The sequence below is a fragment of the Nonomuraea sp. NPDC004580 genome (genome assembly GCF_040609855.1).
GTDB classification, from domain to species: Bacteria; Actinomycetota; Actinomycetes; order Streptosporangiales; family Streptosporangiaceae; genus Nonomuraea; species Nonomuraea salmonea.
On record NZ_JBEXLH010000015.1, the window covers coordinates 50,965 to 72,637 of the forward strand.

21 protein-coding genes and 1 pseudogene are annotated in these 21,673 nt (G+C 70.2%); 3 read left to right on the forward strand and 19 right to left on the reverse strand.

What is annotated here, in order from left to right:
- Positions 1 to 21: 21 nt before the first annotated feature.
- The 8 genes from ABZW11_RS18135 to ABZW11_RS18170 form a co-directional block, all read right to left on the reverse strand.
- Positions 22 to 1,482: an ATP-binding cassette domain-containing protein gene (locus ABZW11_RS18135; RefSeq protein ID WP_355418353.1), complete on the reverse strand. Its 1,461-nt coding sequence runs from the start codon at positions 1,480 to 1,482 to the stop codon at positions 22 to 24.
- Positions 1,479 to 2,360, reverse strand: a complete 882-nt coding sequence (locus ABZW11_RS18140) for an ABC transporter permease (RefSeq protein ID WP_355418355.1) — start codon at positions 2,358 to 2,360, stop codon at positions 1,479 to 1,481. Before ABZW11_RS18140 ends, ABZW11_RS18135 begins: the two co-directional genes overlap by 4 nt.
- The gene (locus ABZW11_RS18145) at positions 2,357 to 3,280 is read right to left on the reverse strand and encodes an ABC transporter permease (protein ID WP_355418357.1); all 924 of its coding nucleotides are present in this window, start codon (positions 3,278 to 3,280) and stop codon (positions 2,357 to 2,359) included. Before ABZW11_RS18145 ends, ABZW11_RS18140 begins: the two co-directional genes overlap by 4 nt.
- Before the next feature lie 19 nt (positions 3,281 to 3,299).
- Positions 3,300 to 4,823 carry an ABC transporter substrate-binding protein gene (locus tag ABZW11_RS18150; protein ID WP_355418359.1) on the reverse strand — a complete coding sequence of 508 codons (1,524 nt, stop codon included), beginning with the start codon at positions 4,821 to 4,823 and terminating at the stop codon, positions 3,300 to 3,302.
- Between the two features lie 140 nt (positions 4,824 to 4,963).
- Positions 4,964 to 5,641 carry a sigma-70 family RNA polymerase sigma factor gene (locus ABZW11_RS18155; RefSeq protein ID WP_355418361.1) on the reverse strand — a complete coding sequence of 226 codons (678 nt, stop codon included), beginning with the start codon at positions 5,639 to 5,641 and terminating at the stop codon, positions 4,964 to 4,966.
- Positions 5,642 to 5,717: 76 nt separating this feature from the next.
- The gene (locus tag ABZW11_RS18160) at positions 5,718 to 6,251 is read right to left on the reverse strand and encodes an MFS transporter (RefSeq protein ID WP_355418363.1); all 534 of its coding nucleotides are present in this window, start codon (positions 6,249 to 6,251) and stop codon (positions 5,718 to 5,720) included.
- Between the two features lie 113 nt (positions 6,252 to 6,364).
- Positions 6,365 to 6,928, reverse strand: a complete 564-nt coding sequence (locus tag ABZW11_RS18165) for a hypothetical protein (protein ID WP_355418365.1) — start codon at positions 6,926 to 6,928, stop codon at positions 6,365 to 6,367.
- A gap of 371 nt (positions 6,929 to 7,299) precedes the next feature.
- Entirely contained in the window at positions 7,300 to 7,428 is a 129-nt protein-coding gene (locus ABZW11_RS18170) for a hypothetical protein (protein WP_355418367.1), read from the reverse strand.
- A 172-nt stretch (positions 7,429 to 7,600) separates the two neighbouring features.
- Here ABZW11_RS18170 and ABZW11_RS18175 point away from each other — a divergent pair, with 172 nt between their 5' ends.
- A complete protein-coding gene (locus tag ABZW11_RS18175) occupies positions 7,601 to 8,611 on the forward strand; it encodes a VCBS repeat-containing protein (protein WP_355418369.1) in 1,011 nt (336 codons plus the stop codon).
- On the opposite strand, the gene ABZW11_RS18180 is transcribed toward ABZW11_RS18175, so the two are convergent.
- Positions 8,571 to 8,753, reverse strand: coding sequence for a hypothetical protein (locus tag ABZW11_RS18180; RefSeq protein WP_355418371.1), 183 nt, complete (start codon positions 8,751 to 8,753; stop codon positions 8,571 to 8,573). The genes ABZW11_RS18175 and ABZW11_RS18180 overlap by 41 nt on opposite strands.
- Before the next feature lie 78 nt (positions 8,754 to 8,831).
- On the opposite strand from ABZW11_RS18180, the gene ABZW11_RS18185 reads away from it, so the two are divergent.
- The gene (locus tag ABZW11_RS18185) at positions 8,832 to 12,191 is read left to right on the forward strand and encodes a BTAD domain-containing putative transcriptional regulator (RefSeq protein ID WP_355418373.1); all 3,360 of its coding nucleotides are present in this window, start codon (positions 8,832 to 8,834) and stop codon (positions 12,189 to 12,191) included.
- Between the two features lie 325 nt (positions 12,192 to 12,516).
- Here ABZW11_RS18185 and ABZW11_RS18190 read toward each other — a convergent pair whose 3' ends face one another.
- Positions 12,517 to 13,143 (reverse strand): NAD(P)H-dependent oxidoreductase, encoded by a 627-nt coding sequence (locus tag ABZW11_RS18190; RefSeq protein ID WP_355418375.1) that lies wholly within the window; start codon positions 13,141 to 13,143, stop codon positions 12,517 to 12,519.
- A gap of 114 nt (positions 13,144 to 13,257) precedes the next feature.
- Here ABZW11_RS18190 and ABZW11_RS18195 point away from each other — a divergent pair, with 114 nt between their 5' ends.
- Positions 13,258 to 13,878: a helix-turn-helix domain-containing protein gene (locus ABZW11_RS18195; protein ID WP_355418377.1), complete on the forward strand. Its 621-nt coding sequence runs from the start codon at positions 13,258 to 13,260 to the stop codon at positions 13,876 to 13,878.
- Positions 13,879 to 13,903: 25 nt separating this feature from the next.
- On the opposite strand, the gene ABZW11_RS18200 is transcribed toward ABZW11_RS18195, so the two are convergent.
- The 9 genes and pseudogenes from ABZW11_RS18200 to ABZW11_RS18240 all read right to left on the reverse strand — a co-directional run bounded on the left by ABZW11_RS18200 (position 13,904) and on the right by ABZW11_RS18240 (position 21,649).
- Positions 13,904 to 15,037, reverse strand: coding sequence for an alpha/beta hydrolase (locus ABZW11_RS18200; protein WP_355418379.1), 1,134 nt, complete (start codon positions 15,035 to 15,037; stop codon positions 13,904 to 13,906).
- A 12-nt stretch (positions 15,038 to 15,049) separates the two neighbouring features.
- On the reverse strand, positions 15,050 to 16,438 hold the full coding sequence (locus ABZW11_RS18205) for a S41 family peptidase (RefSeq protein ID WP_355418381.1): 1,389 nt from the start codon (positions 16,436 to 16,438) through the stop codon (positions 15,050 to 15,052).
- Positions 16,435 to 17,487 (reverse strand): ABC transporter permease, encoded by a 1,053-nt coding sequence (locus ABZW11_RS18210; RefSeq protein ID WP_355418383.1) that lies wholly within the window; start codon positions 17,485 to 17,487, stop codon positions 16,435 to 16,437. Before ABZW11_RS18210 ends, ABZW11_RS18205 begins: the two co-directional genes overlap by 4 nt.
- Complete coding sequence (locus ABZW11_RS18215; RefSeq protein WP_355418385.1) at positions 17,484 to 18,374, reverse strand: ABC transporter ATP-binding protein; 891 nt, start codon at positions 18,372 to 18,374, stop codon at positions 17,484 to 17,486. Before ABZW11_RS18215 ends, ABZW11_RS18210 begins: the two co-directional genes overlap by 4 nt.
- 393 nt (positions 18,375 to 18,767) lie before the next feature.
- Positions 18,768 to 19,289, reverse strand: a complete 522-nt coding sequence (locus ABZW11_RS18220; RefSeq protein ID WP_355418387.1) for a hypothetical protein — start codon at positions 19,287 to 19,289, stop codon at positions 18,768 to 18,770.
- Between the two features lie 190 nt (positions 19,290 to 19,479).
- Positions 19,480 to 19,683, reverse strand: coding sequence for a helix-turn-helix domain-containing protein (locus ABZW11_RS18225; protein ID WP_355418389.1), 204 nt, complete (start codon positions 19,681 to 19,683; stop codon positions 19,480 to 19,482).
- Between the two features lie 266 nt (positions 19,684 to 19,949).
- On the reverse strand, positions 19,950 to 20,141 hold the full coding sequence (locus ABZW11_RS18230) for a hypothetical protein (protein WP_355418391.1): 192 nt from the start codon (positions 20,139 to 20,141) through the stop codon (positions 19,950 to 19,952).
- 359 nt (positions 20,142 to 20,500) lie between these two features.
- The gene (locus tag ABZW11_RS18235; RefSeq protein ID WP_355418393.1) at positions 20,501 to 20,713 is read right to left on the reverse strand and encodes a hypothetical protein; all 213 of its coding nucleotides are present in this window, start codon (positions 20,711 to 20,713) and stop codon (positions 20,501 to 20,503) included.
- A gap of 9 nt (positions 20,714 to 20,722) precedes the next feature.
- Positions 20,723 to 21,649, reverse strand: a pseudogene (locus ABZW11_RS18240) (oxidoreductase).
- Positions 21,650 to 21,673: the final 24 nt, after the last annotated feature.

The following is a 21,673-nucleotide window of genomic DNA, read 5'->3' on the forward strand; positions in this document are numbered from 1 at the left end:
AACCTCCCAACGCTGTCATGGTCAAGGCGTCGCCCGCCCCTGGTGCATGCGGAGCACGCGGTCGGCGTAGGAACGCAGCCGCCGCTCGTCGTGGCTCACCACGAGTACCGCGGCGCCTTCGTCAGCGAGCCGGCGAAACAGGGCCGCGACGGTGGCCGCGGCCTCGGCGTCGAGGCTCGCCGTCGGTTCGTCCGCGACGATGACGCCGGGGTCGGCGATCACGGCCCGCACGATCGCCGCCCGCTGGCATTCCCCCACGGAGAGCGAACCGGGTCTCCGGGAGATGTCGATGTGTCCGAGTCCGACCCCATCGAGCGCGGCACGAGCACGTTCCTGCCGCTGGCGACGGCTGAGCCGCTCGCCTCTCAGCACGAGTGGCTCGCTGATCGTCCGCCACAGGGCCCATCGCGGGTTCAGGCTGGTGACGGGGTCCTGGAACACCGGCATGATCCAGCCTCGCCGGGGAAGTCGTGGCGAGCCTTGCCTGCCTCTGGTCCACAGCGGCATGCCATCGGCAAGGACGTCGCCACTGTCAGGTCGTTCCTGGCCGGACAGCAGCCTGAGCAAGGTCGACTTGCCCGATCCTGAGGGGCCGACGACACCGACGATCTCGTGGCGGTGGAGGCTGAGATCCGTGCCGGTGATGACCGGCGTCCGCTCGTCGTACGCTTTCGAGACCGAGCGAAGCTCTACGGCCGTGGAGCCGTTGACCGGCGGACGCTGCAGCGGCCGGGGCGCGGAGGCTTCGAGCAGCGAGCTCGTCACCGTGCTGCGCGGCGAGGAGAGCAGCACGGCGGCCTCGCCCGCTTCGACGACTCGTCCGCGATCGAGCACCACGACATGATCGGTGTGCCGCCCGACGGAGGCGAGATCGTGGCTGACCAGCAGGAGGGAACGGCAGCTCTTCCTGAGCAGGGTGAGCGAGCCGTCGGCGAGGTCGGTGTCGAGCGCGCTGGTCGGCTCGTCCGCGAGTGTGACAAGCGGGCGATGGGCCGCCGCCGCGACCGTCGTCGCGCGCTGCAGCATGCCCCCTGACCACTGGTGCGGGCGCTGGCCGGCGCGCCTGTCCGGATCGGCGACGGCCAGTGCCGCCAGTCCTTGCGCGACCGCGTCCGCCGGTGGGCGGAGCCGGTGCGCGTGCCAGGCCTCCTCGATGTGGTGGCGCACGCTGCGCAGCGGGTCGCACGCGGCGAACGGGTCTTGGCCCACGTAGCCGATGAGGCGGCCCCGCCACGTGCGCATGGTCGCCGTGTCGGCGTGGAGGACGTCGTGGCCGCCGACGGTGATCTCTCCGCTGACGTGGCTTCCGCTCGGAAGCAGTCCTAGGATCGCGCGGATGAGCGTCGACTTGCCACTCCCCGAGGCTCCGACGATGCCTACCGCGGCGTCGACCGGCACGGAGAAGGAGATGTCGTGGAGCGCCTCGAATCCGTTCGGATAGCGAACGCTCAGACTCTCGATGCGCAGCGCGGGATCGCTCACTGTCCGGCTCCCGGGCTCGTCACGTCTCGGAGCGCCTCGCTCAGCATGGTCGCGGCCAGCACCGTGGCGACCAGGCCCGTTCCGGGCCCGAGGATCTGCCAGGGGGCGTAGGCGAGGGTCTGCCTGGCGTCCGCGAGCATCGTGCCCCATTCGGCGGTGGGAGGCTGCGCGCCGAGCCCGAGGAACGACAGGCCGGCCAGGGCGATGACCACCTCGCCGATCCCCAGGGTGGCCACCACCGCGACTCCGCTCGCGGCGGCCGGGAGCACGTGCTCGAACGCGACCCGTCCCAGTGAGGCACCGGCCATCCGCGCGGCCCTGACGTGACCTTGGTGCATCGTCTGCCGGCTCGTGGCTCGCGCCAGCCGGGCCATGACCGCCCATCCGGTCGCGGACATCGCGATGATCAGATTGAGGAAGCCGGGACCGAGTAGCCCGACGATTCCCAGCGTGACGATCAGCCCCGGAAGGCCGAGCAGGACGTCGACGAGGCGGGACACGACGGTGTCCAGCACTCCGCCGACGCATCCGCTGATCACTCCCAGGACAAGGCCGGTGGCAGCGGTGATGACTGTCACGAGCAACGCGGAGCCCAGCGAGAGCTGGGCTCCCCACAAGGTGCGGGCGAGCAGATCGCGGCCGGCTTCATCGGTGCCGAGGAGATGTACGGAGTCGGGCGGCATGAGGGACTTCGGGTAGTCCGGCAGGTCCGGATCCATCGTGATCAGGGGCGCGATGGTCGCCGCGGCACCCACGAGAGCGAGGATCAGGATCGCGATCCGGGCATCCCAGCGCCCCAGCAAGCGGGAGAAGGCACCGGCCGTGTCGATCGCTGCCGTCTTCTGCCCGGGACGGAGGATCGCCGAGAGCACGGTCATGGGCGTCCCGCCTGCTGCCTCGGGTCGATGATCATGACCAGGAGATCCACCAGCAGGCTCATTCCGACGTAGGCCAGGACGGCGATCATCGTGAACGCCGTCACCACGGGCATGTCCCGCGCGGTGATCGCCTCGATGGTGTACTTGCCGACGCCGGGCCAGCTGAAGACGGTCTCTGCGATGGGCGCGCCGCCGACGAGCGTGGCCGCGCCGAGCCCGACGACCGTCAGGAACGGCGGGAGGGCGTTGGGCAGCCGGTGCACGAACATGTTCCGGAGCGCGCTCGCGCCCCGGGCGGTGGAGACACGGAGAAAGCCCGCGGCGTCGAGGTCGAGCAGGGCGGAGCGCAGCACCCTGGACCACACCGCCGCGGAGGCGAGGGCGAGCGTGAACGCGGGCAGGAACACGGTGTCCCAGGTACCGTCGGCGATCACCCGTCCCCACCCCAGCCGCACCGCCACCAGGTCCAGCAGCAGCACCCCGATGAGGTACGTGGGAAACGCCAGCGCGACGGTGCTGAGTGCCCGCGAAAAGTGGTCGGCCCAGCCGCGTGGCCGCCATCCGGCGAGGATGCCGAGCGTGAGCGCGAGAACGACGGCTATCAGCAAGGCCGCGGCCGTGAGGATGATCGTCGCGGGCAGGCGTGCGGCGAACTCGCTCGCCACCGGGTTCCCTGTGCGCCAGGAGAACCCGAGCTCGCCGCGGAACAACCCGGCGAACCAGTCCAGGAACCGGACCGGAACAGGCTGATCCAGCCCCAGTTCGGTGCGAACCGCCGCGACCTGCGAAGGATCGGGTTCCTCGATGCCCCTGACGTTGAGAATGCGCCGTGCCGGATCACCAGGGGCGGCGATGAGCAGGGCGAAGACGATGACGCCTCCGCCCAGAGCGCTCAGCGCCGCCTGACCGGCACGCCGCAACGCGATCCGTAGCACGACGTCAGATCGCCGGCGCGGTCTTGTGGTCGACCCAGAGATTGGGCACCGGCACCCGGTACCCCTGCCATCCAGGGCTGACGACGACGGTCAGCAGCCGTTGCGCCGCGACCGCGTAGTAGCCGCGGTCCCAGACCAGTTTCTGGATCTGTCCAAGCAGCTCCGTACGCCGCTTCTCGTCCGACGTCTTGCCCAACTCGGCGATGTGCGCGTCCAACTCATCGTCGGCGATCTTGGCGTAGTTGTTCGTGCCGCTGGAGGCGAGCAGCTCCGCCAGGGCCTGGTCCGGGCTCCCGCCGAAGGACAACAACGACGAGGAGAGCGAGACCTCCCAGTCCGCACCGTCCCGCGCCGCGCTGTGGTCGTCGACCTGGACGACCTTGACCTCGATGCCGGCCCTCTTGAGCTGGCTCTGCATCGCCGTGGCGATGGTGACGCCATCGGGCATGGAGGGCGTGCAGATGATGCGGATGACCAGGCGGCGGCCGTCCTTCTCGCGGATGCCGTCCTCGCCGACGGCCCAGCCGGCGGCGTCCAGCTCGCTCGCCGCGCGGTTCAGGTCGGTTGTCTGGGTTTCGATCGTGTACGGATAGCCGGGCGGGAACACCGCCTTGGCATGCCCGGCATGTCCCAGCAGCACCTCGTCGGCGATCGCGCGATAGTCCGTGGCCAGGTAGATCGCGCGGCGCACGGCCTCGTCCCGCATCAGCGGCGACGCCACGCGTGAGATGAGCCCGAACACCAGGCCGGTCGGTTCGCCCTTGAGGAAGTACGCGTCGGAACGCCCCCGCAGGGTGCGGGCGGCGCTCACCGGCATGTACAGGGCCAGATCGACCTCGCCCGCCTGAACCGCCTGGACCCGCGACGTCGCCTCGGCGACGAAGCGGACGCTGACCCCGTCGAGCGCGGGTCGTCCTTGCCAGTACTTCTCCACGGGAGCCAGTTCCGCGCCTTGGACGTCCAGGCTCGTCACCTTGTACGGCCCCGTGTACAGACCAGCGCTCAGCAGTGCCTCGGCGCCCTTCTTGGCGGCCACGTGCTCCTTGTACGCATCGACGTCCATGACGAGCACGTTCGACTCGTCCGCGAGCAGGTTGGGCATCGTCGGGGTCGGTGCGGTCGTCTTCATCGTCACCTCGAGCGGACCGGTGACCTTGGCCGAGGCGAAGTTCGCCGACCGGGAGAAACTAGGCTGGTTCTCGGCGCTCCACGCCAGCGTCGCCGCGAGCGCCTTCGCGTCGAAGGGCTTGCCGTTGACGAAGGTCACCCCGTCGTTCAGCTTGAGCCGCCAGGTACGGTCGTCCACCGCCGCGAGCTCGGACAGCACCCACGGCGTCGGCACACCGTTCGCCGACGCCCGCATCAGCAGCTCGACATAACCGAACTCGACGCCCCAGTAGCCGCTGGTGATGGGGTCGAGGTCGTCGATCGCATATGGCGTCGCGATGGTCAGCCTCTTGTCCGCAGCGGCGCCGGCAGGTTTCTCGGCCGTCGTGGCGCACGCGGTCACCAGAAGGAGCACTGCCATGGCGCATGCGGCTCCCAGCCTCCGGTGTCGCATGGAACCCAAACTCGACCAGCAACTTCTCATGACCGACAGGTCGGCTGCATCGACCCGCCGGTTCCCCCGACATGATCACAGCAAGATAACTAAGCCCTCGCCACGACTCAGGCGGCCAGCCAGGACGCCGACAGCTGGTGCCGAGCCCTGGCCACCCTGGAGCGCACCGTGCCCACCGGGCAGCCCAGCACTTCGGCGGCCTCGGCGTACTGCAGGCCCACGACTTGGGTCAGCACGAAGGCGCGGCGGCGCTCCGGTGGCACCTCGGCCAACAGTTCGGCGAGCTCCACCGCATCCTGCGGTCCGGGCACATCATGTGGCTGGCACCGCTCCGCGGCGGCCTGCCAGTCCACCAAGTCCGCCACCAAGGGCCGCGCCCGCGCGGCCCGGAACCGGTCGATCACCACCCGACGGGCGATGGACAACAACCATGCTCTGGCCGACGATCTCCCGGCGAAGCGCGGCAGACTGCGCAGGACCCGGACGAATGTCTCCTGCGTGAGGTCATCGGCCGACTGCGCGTCGGTCAGATAGGCCAGGAATCGGCGCACATCTCCGTACACCGCCTCGGTGAAGGCCGCCACGTCCGCCGGCGCGCCGTCGCGGGCGGCCAGGGCGAGCGAGGTCAGGTGCTGGTCCTCGTCGGTGACGGCAGCATTGGCGTCGCTGACGGCGAACTGCTCGCCCGGCCCCAGGTCGGGGCACACGCGATCGGCGGCGAGCAGCCTGCCGTGCCGGCAGTTCACCTCGGACAGGCGTGATGCTGCGGGAACAGGTTCTGGCATGGAGAACTCCCGTTTCGGGCGTACGACGACTGCCGGACGGAGCTGATCCGTCCGGTGAAGAGGGGAAACAGGGGGTTCAGGCGGTCGGCGGTGCGCGCCCGCTCAGCGAGTGCTCCAGCAGAGCGGAGCGGAGAGAGACCGGCTCGACGGTGCCTGCGATCACCGGCCAGTACGGCGTGCGGTGCGCCACGCGCAGCAACACGAGGACGCGTGCGCCGAGGCGACGCAGCAATCCCCACAGCACCGCCTCACCCCGTGACAGCCACAGCGCCGTCAACACGGTCGCCAGGCCGTGGGCGACCAGCATCCCCACGCCCGGCACGAGACCGGAGTGCGCATGCCCACCAGGTGCGCCAGACAGCGACGGGGCCAGGGAGAACAACAGGTGCAACACCACCTGCACACCCGCGAGGAGGAAGAGGACGACGTGCGTCCCCCGCTCCCGCCCGGTCGTCGGCACGGCAGCGGTCAAAGAGATCGCCAGAGCCGTCGCCGCCAGGGGGCCTGTCACTGTGCCGCCCCCGAGCAGGTGAGCAGATGCGCCCAGCCCGGAACACACCACGGCGAAAGCCGTGGCTCGAACCAGGCGGAACGTCACTCCAGCGGACATGACTTCGACTGTCACTCCATGGTGGCGGGCTTATCCGTCGAAGAAGCGGCGCGGCGGACTTTGAGTGCATGAGAGAGACCGCCCCCGGAAAACGGGTCGGCGGTACAGGAGCGTCAGCGAGCGATCAGCCCGGCGGGCGGGCCACGCCGCCGGACCGCACGCATGAATCCGGAATCGAGGTACGCCACCGCCTCCGCAACGGGCGTCACCCATATCGCGGACGCGACGGGATCGATCTCGCCGACGAGCAGCCGGCGCAGCCTCGGCAGCGGAGCCATCCCCCACAGCCGCACCATCAGCCAGAACGCGCTCTCCCCGCGATACAGCCACCAGCCGCTCACCACGGCGACGACCAGGTGCGCCACCGGCATACCCACACCGGACGTGCCCGCATGCATCTGCTCGGCATGCGCGACGGCATCCGGAGCACTCCTGGTGAACATCTCGTGCAGCAAGAGTTGGGCGCCCGCCGTGGCCACGAGAACGATTTCAGGCCCGCGCTCACGCCCGCTCAGCGCGAACGCCAGAGCGAAGGCCACCGCCATACCGACGAGCAGGGTCTGGGCCGTGACCGGCGCACCACCGGCGAGGACATGACCGCCCGCGGACATGACAACGCACACCGTCGCGAAGACGACGGCGCGTGCCATGCGGGCGATCCGTTCCAGGGCGGACACGACGCTCATCCTTCCAGCCGGACGGGTCGATGAGAAGACCGGCCCCGGACCGCCTCGCCCTCCACCCGTACAGGGACAGATACGCATCAGAACACCGGCAGGTTCGAGACGCTCAAGCGCAACCGCTCCGTAGAGTCAGCTCGCGCCGAAACCAGCCCGCCGACGACCACCGTGAAGAGCTTCTCCCCCGTGACCGCACCGACACCGACCGATCCCGACCTGCCGCCCCCTCCCGGGCGGACGATCCTGCGAGAAGCCTCTTTCTCCATCTGTGGTGCGGCACCACCGCGTCGGGCCTCTGGCCGAGCCGGTCGCGGGCGGATCCGCCTTCTTCAAGGAGTTCGGCGAAGGGGGGTACGCGAGGCACGCCGTCACCCATGGTTCCTCGCCTTGAGCGCCGCGCTGACCTGGCTGATGGTCAGCCGCGCGGCGGCGGCCGGATCAGGCGCCCCGCCCACCCGGCGCGACAGCCGGGCACCCACGCTGACCACAGCGAGCACATCGACCTCCAGCCGAAGACCTCAGCCAACCAGCTCAAGGTGGAGAAAAGACGCTGTCGAAGAACGGCGAGCCGGTGAGCGACAGGTGCGCGACAGCGCCACGACAGGGCTGCCCGCAAGGATGAGGAAGCCGTGATCACTAGAAAGGAAAACTCTGAAACAAACCAAGAAGATGGTCATCGGCGCGCTGATGACCATGGTCAAGGCAACGGCAGATCCGGTCACTCAAATGAGGCACATCCATGCTCGCTTCTCTCCCGGAAGGCTCTCCATGAAACGAAGCATCGTCTCTGCTGGCTTACGCTGGTCGGCCCTGGTCATCGTTCTGATCGGGACGATGATCGCGGGCAGCACGCCTGCGCTCACGGCGACCGCCCCGCCTTCGTCCGTTTCCCTTCATCAGGCCGCCGTCACAGCAGGGGCCGCCATGCTGGGCCGGCGCCCGGGCAGCGTCTCGGACTGGAGCGGGGACGGCTTCGCCGACGTGCTCGGCGTCAAAGACGGCAAATTGCTGTACTACGCACACCAGGGTGCCGGGCTTGAAGGGCCATGGCAGATCGCGGCCGACGTCAACTGGAGTCGCTTCAGACATCTGAAGGCCGCCGACTGGAGCTGCGACGGTTACGCCGACGTCCTCGGAATCGACCAGGGCGGCAATCTGATGTACTTCCCCCACAACGGGGCCGGTCTCAGCCCCCCGCAGCGCTTCGGCGGCACCGGCAGTTACAGCTGGATGGCGCACATGATGGTGGCAGACTGGAGTGGCGACGGATGCGCCGATCTTCTGGGCGTTGACGGCAACGGAAGTCTTTGGTACATGCCCAACAACAACCTGCAGCCCGGCCAGAGTGTGCAGATCGAGTATCGGATATTCGCCGGCTCGACCCCCCACGTGGTGGCCGCTGACTGGAGCGGCGACGGGTACGCTGACGTCCTCGGCCAGGCGAGCACCGCGGTCTTCTATTACCCTCACAACGGAGACAGGCTCACCACCCCGGAATTCCTCCGCCACGGAACGTGGAACTTCATGCGCGCCATGGATTGGAGCGGAGACGGACACGCTGACCTGATCGCCGTCGCTCCTGACGGCAATCTGTTGTACTACGCCAACAACGGAAACGCGATCGGCGGCCCGGCCGCCGTCATCGGTGTGGGCTGGTCCGGCTTCCAGCACATTCTCTGACAGGTCCCCTGGCGCCGGTCTCGGCACCGCCGGTCTCGGCACCGCCGCCCTCGGCGATCTGCCGGGCGATCGCCAGGCTCAGTCCGGTGCCGCCGACGTCCTTGTAGCAGGCGTCCAGCCGGGCGAACCGCTGGAACACCACCTCGCGTTTGCCCGGCTCGATGCCTGCACCGTCGTCACCTCCGGCACGCCTCTCATCAGCACCGCGATGCCGCCCGGGATGTCCCGGTCGTACTCCTCCGCCAGGCGCGATACGTGGCCGGGTGAAGGCGCCGCGATAGTCAAGGCTGCCGGGCAGTTGTGCGAGGACCGGGGCCGGAGCGTCGAACGGCAGGCCGCGGTCGGCGCCTGGAGCGACGCGCTGGCCGACGGTTACCGTTCTTGCATTAGCGTTGGCGATGTGCGTTTCGGGGTCTTGGGTTCACTGGAGCTGCGAGCGGCTGACGGCACCTTGGCAGAGGTACGTGAGGCGAAGGTCCAGGTGTTGCTCGTCGCGCTGCTCCTCAGCGAGGGCAGGCCGGTCGCGACCGACCGCCTGATCGAGATCCTGTGGGGAGACGATCTGCCCGCCAATCCCTCGGCGGCCCTGCACACGAAGGTCTCCCGGCTGCGACGCGTGCTGGAGAACTGCGAGCCGGGCAGCGGCCGGCTCGTGGAGACCCGCGCGCCGGGATACGCGTTGCGCGTCGATGCCGACGCGGTGGACATGGGCCGGTTCGCCGTCCTGCTGGGGCGGGCCACGGCGATCACGGACGCGGCGGCGCGATCCGCCGTGCTGACCGAGGCCCTGGCGCTGTGGCGGGGGCCGGCGTTCGCCGAGATCCGTGACCTCGGATTCGTCCGTCCGCCGATCCAGCGGCTGGAGGAGTTACGGCTGGCCGCGCTGGAGGCCCGTGCCGATGCGCGGCTCGAAGCTGGTGAGCAGGCCGACGGCCTCGCCCTCCTGGTAGGCGAGCTCGGCGACCTGACCGCCCAGCACCCCCTGCGAGAACGCCTCCAGGCGCTGTACCTGCGCGCCCTCGCCCGGGCCGGCAGGCAGCACGAGGCGCTGCAGGCCTACCACAACCTACGCCGCCGACTGGCCGACGAGCTTGGGGTGGATCCGGGGCCCGAGCTCGCGGCCGCCTACCAGGAGCTCCTGCGGCCGCCGTCCACGCCGGCCCTGCCGGAGCCTCGCACCAGCGTGCCCGTCCCGCTCACCGGGCTCATCGGGCGGGCCGGCGCGCTGGCCGAAGTGGTGTCGCGGCTCCAGTCCGCTCGACTGGTCACCCTCACGGGGCCGGGCGGCGTCGGCAAGACCCGCCTGGCACTGGAAGTGGTGCACCGGCTGGCCGGCACCTTCCCGGACGGCGTCTGCCTGGTCGAGCTCGCGGCACGCTCCGCCGACGTGGCCGAGGCCGCGCTGGCCGCACTCGGCGTCCGGGAAGACGCCAAGGCCGGCCCGATCAGCGCCCCACAACGACTGGCCGACGTGCTGCGAGGCCGCCGCCTGCTGCTGGTCCTGGACAACTGCGAGCACGTGATCGGGCCGGCAGCCGAACTGGCCGACCTGCTGCTCAAAACCGATCCCGAGCTGCGGATCCTGACGACCAGCCGCCGGTCGCTGGGGCTCGCCGGGGAGGTGCTATGGCAGGTGCCGCCGCTGGACCAGGACAGCGCCATGCAACTCTTCGCCGAGCGGGCGTCCGCAGCGGTCCCCGGCTTCGAACTCGATGCCGGTATCGCCGGGACGGTCGCAGAGGTCTGCCGCCGGCTCGACGGGCTGCCTCTGGCCCTTGAACTGGCTGCCATGCGCCTTCGGACGCTCGACATACGGGAGCTGGCCCGCCGACTCGACGACCGCTTCGCGGTGCTGAGCACCGGTCACCGGGGTGCCCCGCCCCAGCAGCACACCCTCCGGACGATGATCGACTGGAGCTGGGGGCAGCTGACCGAGACCGAACGCGCCGTACTACGACGACTCGCCGTACATGCGGACGGCTGCACCCTGGAGGCCGCCGAGACGGTCTGCGCGGGAGATGGCGTCGAGGCCGGGCAGGTGCTCGATGCGCTCGCCGGCCTGGTGGACTCCTCGCTGATCATGACCCCGCCAAGATATCGGCTGCTGGAATCCGTAACCGCCTACGGCTTAGAGCGTCTGACCGAGGCGGGAGAGACAGCGGCTGTCCAACAGAGACACCTGCACTACTACACCGCACTGGCCGAACAGGCCGAACGGTACCTGCGAGGGCAGCACCAGCGGATCTGGCTGGAACGCCTGGACACCGAAGCCGCCAACCTGCGGGCCGCGCTGGACTTCGCGCTCGATGCCGGCGCGGCCGAGCAGGCGCTCCGGCTGGTCAACGCGCAGGCGTGGTACTGGTTCCTGCGCGGCCGCTACAGCGAGGCCCGATTGTCGCTCGGCAAGGCCCTGGCCATCACAAGCGGCGGATCAGCCAGCTCCCGGGCCAGGGCGGAGATCTGGCACACCGGCTTCGCATCGCTGACCGACGCCGGCGTGCGGGCCTCGCCCGTGCCGCAGGAGACCTCCGGCGACCCAGCGGTACGAGCGCTCGCGGCCTGGCTGCGCGGATTCATCCAGTACGCGCCCGGCGGCGACCTGACCACAAGCGAGAACGCCATGAGGCAGGCGCTGAGAGAATTCCGCGCCCTCGGCGACCGCTGGGGAGTCGCTGCGACGCTCGCGATCCGGGCCGGCCAGGCGATGCTCCGAGGAAACCTGGCCGACGCGGGCGACTTCGGCGGCCAGAGCCTGGAGCTCTTCCGCAGCCTCGGTGACCGATGGGGACAACTACAGACCGTCCGACCGCTCGCGTCGCTGGCCGAGATCAAGGGTGACTACGAACGCGCCGAGCGGCTGCACGGCGACGGGCTCCAGCTTGCCGAGGAGCTGGCCCTGTGGCCCAGCGTCGCCGACCGCCTGATTGGCCTGGGCCGCATCGCCCTGCTCACCGGGCATCACAGCCGCTCCAAGCACTTCCACGAGCGGGCCCGCCGCCTGGCCGCCGAGCAAGGCTACGTCTACGGAGAACTGCACGCCGAACTCGGGCTGGCGCTGGTAGCACGCCGCGAGGCCGACTTCGAGCTCGCCGAGCAGCTGCTGCGCAGCGTGCAGGACCGCTACGACAAGCTGTCGTCCGCGTCCGGTTCCGCACTGATCTCAGCCGAGCTCGGTTTCGCCGCCGAACAGCGCGGCAACGCCGCGGCCGCCCTGGACCTGCACCGAGACAGCCTGGCCATCGCACGCCGCAACGGCGACCTGCGCGCGGTCGCTCTGGCCCTCGAGGGGCTGGCGGGAGCGCATGCTCTCAACGGGCGGCATGAGCAGGCGGCCGCTCTGCTCGGCGCGGCGTCCGCCTGCCGGGACTCGGTGGGCGCTCCGCTACCGCGCGCCGAACGCAGCGACGTCGATCGGATCACCGCCACGGTCCGGGACGCCATCGGCGAACAGGCGTTCACCGCCGGGTTCGCCCGAGGCCTCACGCTCAACCCGGCCGACATCTGTGGGCAGGCCAACGGCGTCACAGGCGAGACGCAATCCGTGACGGACCCTTGTTCCCGCGCAGGTCACGCACACTGAGGCGGCACCTGCACCGGCGGCGTGCAGCGGCACGAACCGCCTGCGCCGTGCGGGAGTGCCCGCCCTCGCCAGGACGACGATGCGGTGTTTCACGGGGTTCTCCGGTCTGAAGCGCGGGGGCGGGGCATCGGGTGGCGCGGACCAGCTCCTCCATCCGCCGCATATTGGCGTACAGCGCCCTGCCCAGCACCACGCGGTTGAACAGGAACCCGCCCTCCGAGGACGTCTGCGGATCGACCCCGCTCGAGCTCACCACGGCGAGCCGGCGCACCTGGCACCGTTGCATCGCGGCGGCGATGTTGCCCCTTCTCCCCGGAAAGAGTCGTCAGAAGACCTTGGCGATGTCCCTGGCTCGCGCATCGGCGGCGCAGCGCGCGTCGTCCCAGTCGCCGGTGAGGGTGGGGTGGAACCGTACCTCCTGGAGGTCGGTCAGGCCGGTCCAGCGCAGCCAGTCGCCGAAGAACGTCGACTGATGGTCGGCGCCGAACTCCGGGCCGAGCCCCGGCCCCCAGACCGCGCTCGTGTAGATCACGGCGACCCTCTTGCCGCGTCCCGCGAGCTGGTGGCCGTAGCCGGTCACGGGGTCGACCGTGAAGATCCAGCCCGGCTGGCTGACCACGTCGATGAACTGCTTGAGCACGTACGGCACCGACGCGTTCCACATCGGCACGCTGAACAGCAGCCGGTCCGCGGAGTCGAACCGTTCGAACGTCCGCCGTGCCTTCGCCCAAGCCTCGGCCTCGGCGCCCTGCGGCTCGTTCCCGCCGAACACCGTCATCTTCGCCTTGGCACCGACGGCGAAGCCCGGCAGCGAGCCGTCCCACAGATCCCAGTGCTCGACCTCGTCGCCGGCGTGGGATTCCTGGTACGCCTCCGTGAACACCCGGGCGATCCGCAGCGACTCCGACGCCTCGTCACGTGGCGAGGCGGAGATGTGCAGCAGCTTGCTCATGGGACTACCTCCAGAAGTAGATGCGGACTGCAGTCCGCTTGTTGGCCGAAAATATACGGACTTGAGTCCGTTTAAGTCAACCAACGGGCGTTGAACTGGACTACAGTCGGACCCATGAACGACGCCGTCGCATCGCATCGGAGGGATCTGCCCCTGTTGTCCGGCGGGGTGCCGCAGGAGCGGGCGGACGCGGCTCGCAACCGGATGAAGGTGCTCGCCGCAGCGGAGCGGCTGTTCGACACCCTTGGGGTGGCCGCCGTGAGCATGGACGACGTCGCCGCGGCCGCCGGCGTCGGCAAGGGCACGCTCTACCGGCGCTTCGGCGACAAGTCCGGCCTCGCGGCGGCGCTCCTCGACGAACGCGAGTCCGAACTGCAGACCGCGATCCTGAGCGGGCCGCCCCCGCTGGGCCCGGGTGCGCCACCCGCCGACCGGCTCGCCGCCTTCGCCGCCGCCTACCTCGCCTACGTCGACGCCCACCTCGACCTCGTGACGCTGTCCCAGACCGCGAGCGCCGGGGCGCGGCTCCGTACGGGCTCGCACCGGTTGTGGCAGCACCACTGTGCGATCCTGCTCACCGCCGCAGGCGTCCCGGATCCTCAAATCCGTGCCGACACGCTGCTCGCGGCCCTGACCGCCGAGCAGGTCCGCCACTGGCGCCGGGACGAGAACCGGTCCCTGCCCGATCTCACCGCCGCGGTCGTGGCGATCAGCCGCCGCCTCGCGACGGTCTGACGTCCGCCACCTGCTGTCACCGGCCTCAGGGCCGGCCGCAGGACATAGGGCAGAGCTTGGCCTCGGGGTCGCGGGGTTCGTTCAGGAGAGGCTGGCGCTGGGACTTCAGGTGCTGGTCGAGGAAGGCCGCCACGTACGTGCGGGTCAGCTCGGCGGCGCGGGCCCCGGGCAGCGCGCCGTACGCCGGCTTGAGACCGAGGGCGCTCGCCAGCAGCGGGGAGTCGGTGAAGGACTGGTGGTCGGCGCCGGTCAGGACGATCCAGCGTTTCCAGCCGGTCAGCAGTTTCCAGTCGCGCTCCCATGAGGTGTCCGGGCCTCCGGGGACGTGTCGGGCCGAGCCCAGGAACATGAACGGGCGGGAGAGCCCGCTTCGAGGGATGCGGGCGTAGGTGGTGCCGTCCATGTCGATGCCGGCCCGTACCCGGGCGTCCTTGACCATGGTCGCCAGGGCGCTCGCCCCGCCCAGTGACTGGCCCACCATGGCGATCTTGGAGCGGTCGATCCTCGCCCACTGCGCGGGCAGGTGGTCGAGGAGGAAGGAGACGTCGGCCGCCCTGACGGCGACCGCCCCCGTGCCGAAGCCCGGGTCGTTGTCGCTGTCGCAGGCGAGGCATTCGGCGATGCGCCCGTCGGCCAGGGTCGTGGCGTGGCTCTCGTAGGGGTGGTCGATGCCGGCCACCACGTACCCCCTGCTGGCCAGGTCCTCGGCGAGGGAGGTGAGCGTGCTGATCGGGTTGGTGAAGCCGGGTGAGAGCACCACCAGCGGGAACCTCCGCCCGGTGGGCCGGGCGTTCTTGACGGCGTGCGTTCGTGTGCTGCTCAGGATGCCGGGCGGCACGCCCGCGATCCGCTTGCCCGCCAGCAGGAGCTCCGCCTCCTTCTGCGTCATGTACGGCGCCGGCGGGCCGTCCTTTCGCGCGGCCGGGTACCACACCGTGACCTTGAGTTCCCTGGCGTTCGCGTCGAGGTTCCAAGGGTCGGGGCGGGAGGTGTCCTTGAGGTGGAGTGCGGTGGTGCCGACCGGGTGGGGGCCCGTCGGGGCGGGCAGGGTGGCCGGGTTCGCCGGGGTGGGCGACGGTGCCGCGGAGCGGGGCGGGGTGGGTGGGGAGCAGGCGGTGAGGACGGCCAGTCCCGCGGCGACGGCCAGGAGAGGTCTCATGGGAAGGTCCGTTCACTTGCGCAGCAGGGTCAGGGCCTTGCCGAGGGCGGGGTCTCGGCCCGCGGCGGCGTCCTGCGGGGCCAGGGGGACGTGGTAGTCGGGGGGCACGCCGATGCGGTCGATCACCTCGCGGTTCGGCCCCAGGTGGTGCCTGGTGGGGAAGCTCAGCAAAGTGTTGTTGCTCAGCAGGTACGGCTGCGCGGGCCCCGAGATGACGCCGGCCGTCCTGGTGCCGACCAGCAGGCCGGCCCGCAGGTCCTTGATCACGGAGCTGAAGTGCTCGCACGCCGAGGCGCAGCCGCGGTCGGTGAGCACGGCCAGCGGGAGGCCGACCAGTTCGACGGTGTCGTCGGTCCGGGAGGTCTCGCACCTACCGGCCACCGTGCACTGGTAGGCAGTGGCCTTGCCATGGACGAACGCGCTCACCAGCCTGGTCGCCTCCAGCGGGCTGCCGCCGCCGTTGCCGCGCAGGTCCAACACGACGCCTGACAGCGTCCGGCCCTTGCGCAACCGGGCGATCGCCCGCAGGACCCGGTCCGCGGAATCGGGCGCGAAGCCGCGCATCCGGACATAGGCGATGTCGTCCAGCAGCTTCGACCGCACCACCTGCAGCGTGACCAGGTCCCGCTGGAACAGGCCAGGCTTGAGCGTCACGCTCCAACGACGGTTCTTGCGCAGCAGCCGCAGCAGGACGGGCTGTGCCTCCGGGTACCGGGGATACAGCTCCGCCATCGCCGGACTGGCCTTCCCGCCGATGAAGGGCGCCGAGCCGTTGATCTCCTCGATGACGTCGCCGGGCCGGAGCCCGGCGGCCCGCGCCGCGCCGCCCTGCACGGCGGTGACGAACAGCGGCGGGAGGGCGACGTCCGGGTCGCGGGCGTTCGCTTCGAGACCCAGGCCGTAGCCGTCGCCGTCGTAGTAGCGGGGCGGCCGTGCGTCGCCGTGCGCCCAGCGGGCGTGGTTGTCGCCGAGTGCGGCCACGACGGCCTCCAGGGTGACGACGGCCAGCTTCTCCCGCAGGTCCGGCACCTGGTCGGTGACCTTGCGGTAGGTGGTCTCGAAGGCGGTCCAGTCGGTGGCGCGGTCGCCGGTCAGCGGCGGCATGACGGCTTCCGGTACGTCCTTCCCGTTGCGGTTCAGCTCCTGGGTCAGGGCGGCGAAGCCGGTGGTGAGCAGCGTGCGGGCGTCCAGGGTGGCGCCGCTGTAGTAGGTGCCGAGTATGCAGAAGTAGGCCTGCTCGACGACGTCGATCGTGGTGGGGGTCTCCGCGGCGGGCGGCCCCTTCGGGGCGGAGCAGACCGTAAGAGAGGCCTTGCCCGCCTGGGTGCGCGGCGGCGCCGGCGCCGAGCAGCCCGCCGCCAGCAGGACGGCCGCCACGGCCGTCACCATCCTCCCGGTCATGACGGACGCCTGCGGATCCACCAGAAGGATGTCCAGGTCAGGACGAGGGTGAGCAGCGCGTAGATGCCGGTCTCGATCCACTGGAACGGCCAGAAGCGCTCCAGGGGATGGTAGGCCGCCTGCTGCCGGTAGCCGAGCCGGTTGACCTCGGCCATACAGCTGTCCAGGACCGGTGCTCCGGAGGGCGCGCAGGGTCCGGACGTCGTCGAGACCTTGACGGCCCCCATGCCGGACCCGGCGCCGGTGATCGTCTTTCCGGACGGATCGACGAGTTCGCTGGACATGACCCAGGCGCCCGCGTGGCCTGGCACGGCCGCGTTCAGGCTTATCTCAATTTGTCCGCCTTTATCTCTATTCATCCCGACTCCGTCCACGTTGGCCTGGCTGAGCTCGAACGTGCCGGTGACCGGGGGCATCAGGTGGGGACGTACCAGCAGTGGCATGGCGATCTGCAGCGCGGCGAAGATCGCCAGGGTGAGGGCCATGGCGGGCAGGGTGCGGCGCACCAGCATGCCCACGGTCACGCCCAGAACGAAGGCGAACGCCGCGTACCCCATGGGGGCGATGCCCCGCGCCCCGAACACCAGCGGCGCCATCAGCGCCAGCTCGTCCGTGGCCGACTTGTCCAGAGGGCCGGACCACCAGGTCACCGCGAGCCCGCACAGGCCGGCGGCGGCCATCGCCACCAGCCCGGTGAGGCCGAGCTTGACGGCCAGCCAGCGGGTGCGGGTGATGCTCTGGTTCCACACCAGCAGGTGCGTGCCGGTCTCCAGCTCGCGGCTGATCATCGGGGCTCCCCAGAACAGCCCGGCGACGGCGGGCAGGAGCAGCGTGATGAGGCTGACGGCCATGAAGGGCATGTCGTAGGTGTCGAAGAAGCGGTCGTAGAAGCGGCCGCAGGTGTCGTCCTGGGTGCAGGCGGCGATGCCGGCGGCGTACTCGGAGGCCAGGCCGGGGCCGGTCACGGCCAGTGCGGCGGCGAGGACGGCGAGCAGGGCGGCCATCATCGCGGCCGGGCCGCGCAACTGCCGCCAGGTCAGCCAGATCATCGCTGCACCTCCAGGGTGACGTGCGGGTGCTCGGCAGTGCCTTTGTCCATGTACGCCAGGACGAGGTCTTCCAGGCTGAGCCGGCTGACCGTCCATGCGGAGTCGTCGATGGGGGCCTCGGTGCGGATCACGTACGTGCTCTGCCGCTCGGTGTGGCGCGCCGAGATGACGTGCTGTCCTGTTGGCAACCGGCCGGGGTCGCGGCGCGGGCCGGTGAGCCGGTGATGGGTGGCCAGCAGCGTATCGACCTCCCCGGCGACCTGCACGCGCGAGTCCACCAGCACGATCAGGTAGTCGCAGGTGCGTTCCAGGTCGGAGACCAGGTGCGAGGAGAGCACGACGCTGACCTCGTGCTCGGCGACGGCCTCCATCAGGTGCTGCAGGAACTCCCGGCGGGCCAGCGGGTCGAGCGAGGCGACCGGTTCGTCCAGGATCAGCAGCTCGGGCCGCTTGGCCAGGCCCAGGGTGAGGGCGAGCTGGGCACGCTGACCACCCGACAGCCTGCCCGCCCGGTGACCGGGGTCGAGCCCGAGCCGGGCGATGCGGTCACGCGCCATGGCCGCGTCCCAGCGCGGGTTGAGCCGCGCGCCCAGCCGCAGATGATCGGCGACGGTCAGCCCGGCGTACACGGGAGTGTCCTGAGCCACGAATCCGACCCTGGCCAGTTGCGCGGGCGTGCTCGCGGGCCGCCCGCCGAGCACCGTGATGCCGCCCGCCGTCGGTTCGAGCTGGCCACAGGCCAGCTTCAGCAGCGTGGACTTACCGGCCCCGTTGGGGCCGACCAGGCCGGCGACGTGGCCGGCGGGGATGTCGAGCGTGCACTCGCGCAGCGCCCAGCGCCTGCCGTATCTCCTGCCCAGACCCTGGGCCTGCATGACGAAAGTCACGCCATGTCCTCCGATCAGCTGCCCCGACTTTCTCCATTTATCTATATTCCTAGTACTTTAGGCTTGTAGATGTGAGCGGAACATAAGAATCGCCGGCCACGACCGAGAGCCGACCGAGCAGGACGGCGTCAGGGGACCTCCAGGTCGTAGCCGAACGACACCCTGAGCGGCGTCTCGTTCCCGTCGGACTCGCCCATGCCATGTCCGTACGCCGCCGGCGCTGAACCCGAGTCCCGGCGGTGGAACGGATGTTGCGGCCCTGATGGACTGGACGGCCCCAACCTCATCTGCTCGGACTGCCAGGCCGAGATCGGCACCCAGGAGTCGGACTGCGGTGGAAGCCACACTTCGTCGTAACCCTCCCGGGACGCGACCGAGATGCGCGACCAGCCGTCAGGACGTTGACCGAGCGGCTCCGCTGGAAGGGGCATCAGGCCGTGCCGTGAGCAGGGCGGGTGTCCAGAGGAAGACCTTGGGGTCGCCGAGGCCGGAGTCGGTGAGCCATTGGGCGGCGCGGCGGGCGTCCTGCTCGTCCTCGATCAGGCCGTCGTGGTTCGGCCGGATGCCGGTGGCTTGGGCCACGTCTGTGACGAGGCCGCCGATGCAGGTCCAGGTGTGCCAGCCGCCGTAGTCGTAGCCGACCAGTTCGAAGCCCAGGGGCCGGTCTGCGGGGCCGGGGAACGGTTCGTGCCGGCTCAGCCGGCCCGGGACGGTGCCGCCTGATGGACCCCAGTCGCCCTTCGCCATGTCGGCCTGTAGTGCGGGGACGTCGGCAGTGGCGAAGCCGACCCCGAGCACGTGCAAACCCGGGGGGCCGGCCTGGGTCATGGCGGCTTCGGCTTCCTGCGGGCCGGCGAACCAGCTGTCCCAGCCGCTGGGGTATACACGCACCAGGTCCACGACGCATTCGCTCATCGACCACAGGTGAGGGCCGAGCAGTCCGATCTCCTGCCAGTCTCGCCGATCACAGCGAGTGGCGACCCGATAGCCGGCGAGGACGTAATGCAGACTTATGGCTCTTTTCCCTGTCTCGTCGGCTTTCGCGCCCTGGCCAGTGAACCTCCTTCCTAGGAGCTTCGATCTCTTCTGCGCAAGCGAATAACGGCTACCAGCTCGCGAGGACTTCGCGGCCCTGGGGGATGGCGAGGTCGAGGAGGCCGGGGAAGCGGGCGTCGAGGTCGTCGCGGCGGAGGCTGTTCAGACGCCTGGTGCCCTCGTCACGTTGACGGATCACGCCGGCCTCGCGCAGGACCTTGAAGTGGCCGCTCTGGGTGGACTTGCTGACGACGGCAAGGCGAAGGTCGCGCATGCCGGTTCCCCTTCGGGCCTGACGTCGGCGAGCCGGGCGACGATCGCGAGCCGCACCGGGTCGCTCAGCGCGCCGAGCACGGTGGTGAAGCGCAGGTCGGCGCGGTCGGCCCCAGCTGAAGGAGAACGGCCATGGGCACCCGCGCACGCCTGCACCTGGTCACCCCAGCCGACACCCCCGTGCTCGACCAGGACCTGAACTGGGCAGACCTGATCCGGATGCGCGCGAGCGAGCACCCCTCCCGGTCACGCCGCCCGGTCAGGCGATCAACAGGTGATCTTCCTGCTGACGTTGGTGAAGCCGCCGCCCTTCTCCGCGTAGACGTAGACCCGCCAGTCGTGGGTGCCGCTGCCGCACTTCGCCGGAAGGCCGACCTTCTTGTCGGAATCCTTGGTCCAGGTGTCGGAGTTGATGGTGTTCCAGCCGAACCAGTCCTTGCGCTGCACCCTGAGCGTCATCTGCCCGCAGTCGCCGACCCACGTGACAGTCCCTCGAACGTGGGCACCATCCTTGTACGGAATGCCGGGATTGACGTGACATGCCAGGGCGGTGGCGGCATGAGCGGGCTGGACCCCCGCCAGCAGTCCGGCAGAGATGGCCAGGGCGCTGATTCCGATTGACAGCCGCATGAATTCCCTTTCGTTCCTTGGTTGGATGAAAGGAACGCTACGAGCCCGCGGTATGTCGGCGGTATGCGTTGAGGGCAGTTCCCCGGAGACGCGAAACGCCTATGGAGGCGACGTAAGACCTCGAGCAATCGAGGCAGACGCCGACGAAGCAGGCAGAGGATCATTGAGATTCTCCGAACGGTAGCGGTTCATCGCCGTGGTGGTGGCCCAGGCGACGTAGTCGTGGAGCGCCTGCCGCAGCCGCTCGTCCGCCCCAGGCCGACGTCGTCGAGCGCCTGGCCGAAGCAGGCGATCGCGCGGCGGTCCAGCTCCTCGTGCGGGCCGTTGCCGCTGTGGACGCGCAGGGCCCGCGTCTCGCCGCCGTGGGAGGCGGAGTAGGTGGCGGGGCCGCCGAGGGCCATGTCAGCGGGCTACGACAGTTCGGCGATGCCGTCGAGCAGGGCCAGCTCGTCGGCGGTCAGGCGGATGGCGCCGGCGGCGACGTTCTCCTCCAGGTGCGCGAGGTCGCCGGTGCCGGGGATGGCGAGGACGTGGCCGCAGCGGTGCAGGGTCCAGGCGAGGCGGACCTGCGCGGGGGTGGCGCCGTGGGCCTGCGCGACCTTGGCGGCCTCCGCCCGGCCCGTCTCGTGGTGGTCGCCGTGCGGAAGGGCGCCGGGGATGGCGGCGGCGACGGAGAAGAACGGCACGAACGCGATGCCGTGCCGCCCGCACGTCTCCACAAGCGCGTCGTCCTCGCGCTCGGTCAGGCCGTACCGGTTCTGCACGGACACCACCGGCGCGATCTCCATCGCCTCGACGAGCTGCTCCTCGGTGACGTTGGAGACGCCGAGAGCGCGGATCAGTCCGGCCTCGCGCAGCGCGGCCAGGGCGCCGAAGTGCTCGGCCAGGGAACCGGGCACGCGTTCGAGCCCGGCGCCTCAGCGCAGATTGACCAGGTCGAGGTGGTCGCGTCCGAGCTGGCGCAGGTTCTCCTCGACCTGGGCGCGCAGCTCCTCGGGCCTGGCGTACTCCTCGAAGCCGCCGTCCCGCGACCGGCCCGGCCCGACCTTCGTGGCGATGACCAGGTCCTCGGCGTACGGCTGGAGCGCCGTGCTGATCAGCTCGTTGACCGAGCGGGTGGGCAGGAAGTAGAAGGCGGCGGTGTCGATGTGGTTCACGCCCAGCTCGACGGCATGGCGCAGCACGGCAATGGACTCGGCTCGGTCCTTGGGCTTGGGGGCGGCCGGCGTGCCCGCCACGCGCATCGTGCCGTACCCGATCCGGTTGACGGTACGGTCGCCGAGCCGCCAGGTGCCCGCGGCGGCGGCGTCAGGGGTGCTGTTCAGGTGAGTCGTCATGGGGCTCAGCGTGCAGGCCGGGCT

Bases quoted from the DNA above. Each gene is read 5' to 3' on its own strand.
- ABZW11_RS18140 (WP_355418355.1), bottom strand. From the start codon at position 2,360: ATGACCGTGCTCTCGGCGATCCTCCGTCCCGGGCAGAAGACGGCAGCG.
- ABZW11_RS18210 (WP_355418383.1), bottom strand. From the start codon at position 17,487: ATGATCTGGCTGACCTGGCGGCAGTTGCGCGGCCCGGCCGCGATGATG.
- ABZW11_RS18225 (WP_355418389.1), bottom strand. From the start codon at position 19,683: ATGCGCGACCTTCGCCTTGCCGTCGTCAGCAAGTCCACCCAGAGCGGC.
- ABZW11_RS18175 (WP_355418369.1), top strand. From the start codon at position 7,601: ATGGTCATCGGCGCGCTGATGACCATGGTCAAGGCAACGGCAGATCCG.
- ABZW11_RS18230 (WP_355418391.1), bottom strand. From the start codon at position 20,141: ATGACGCTCAGGGTGCAGCGCAAGGACTGGTTCGGCTGGAACACCATC.
- ABZW11_RS18190 (WP_355418375.1), bottom strand. From the start codon at position 13,143: ATGAGCAAGCTGCTGCACATCTCCGCCTCGCCACGTGACGAGGCGTCG.
- ABZW11_RS18195 (WP_355418377.1), top strand. From the start codon at position 13,258: ATGAACGACGCCGTCGCATCGCATCGGAGGGATCTGCCCCTGTTGTCC.
- ABZW11_RS18205 (WP_355418381.1), bottom strand. From the start codon at position 16,438: ATGACCGGGAGGATGGTGACGGCCGTGGCGGCCGTCCTGCTGGCGGCG.
- ABZW11_RS18155 (WP_355418361.1), bottom strand. From the start codon at position 5,641: ATGCCAGAACCTGTTCCCGCAGCATCACGCCTGTCCGAGGTGAACTGC.
- ABZW11_RS18185 (WP_355418373.1), top strand. From the start codon at position 8,832: ATGTCCCGGTCGTACTCCTCCGCCAGGCGCGATACGTGGCCGGGTGAA.
- ABZW11_RS18160 (WP_355418363.1), bottom strand. From the start codon at position 6,251: ATGTCCGCTGGAGTGACGTTCCGCCTGGTTCGAGCCACGGCTTTCGCC.
- ABZW11_RS18220 (WP_355418387.1), bottom strand. From the start codon at position 19,289: ATGAGCGAATGCGTCGTGGACCTGGTGCGTGTATACCCCAGCGGCTGG.
- ABZW11_RS18200 (WP_355418379.1), bottom strand. From the start codon at position 15,037: ATGAGACCTCTCCTGGCCGTCGCCGCGGGACTGGCCGTCCTCACCGCC.
- ABZW11_RS18235 (WP_355418393.1), bottom strand. From the start codon at position 20,713: ATGGCCCTCGGCGGCCCCGCCACCTACTCCGCCTCCCACGGCGGCGAG.
- ABZW11_RS18150 (WP_355418359.1), bottom strand. From the start codon at position 4,823: ATGGCAGTGCTCCTTCTGGTGACCGCGTGCGCCACGACGGCCGAGAAA.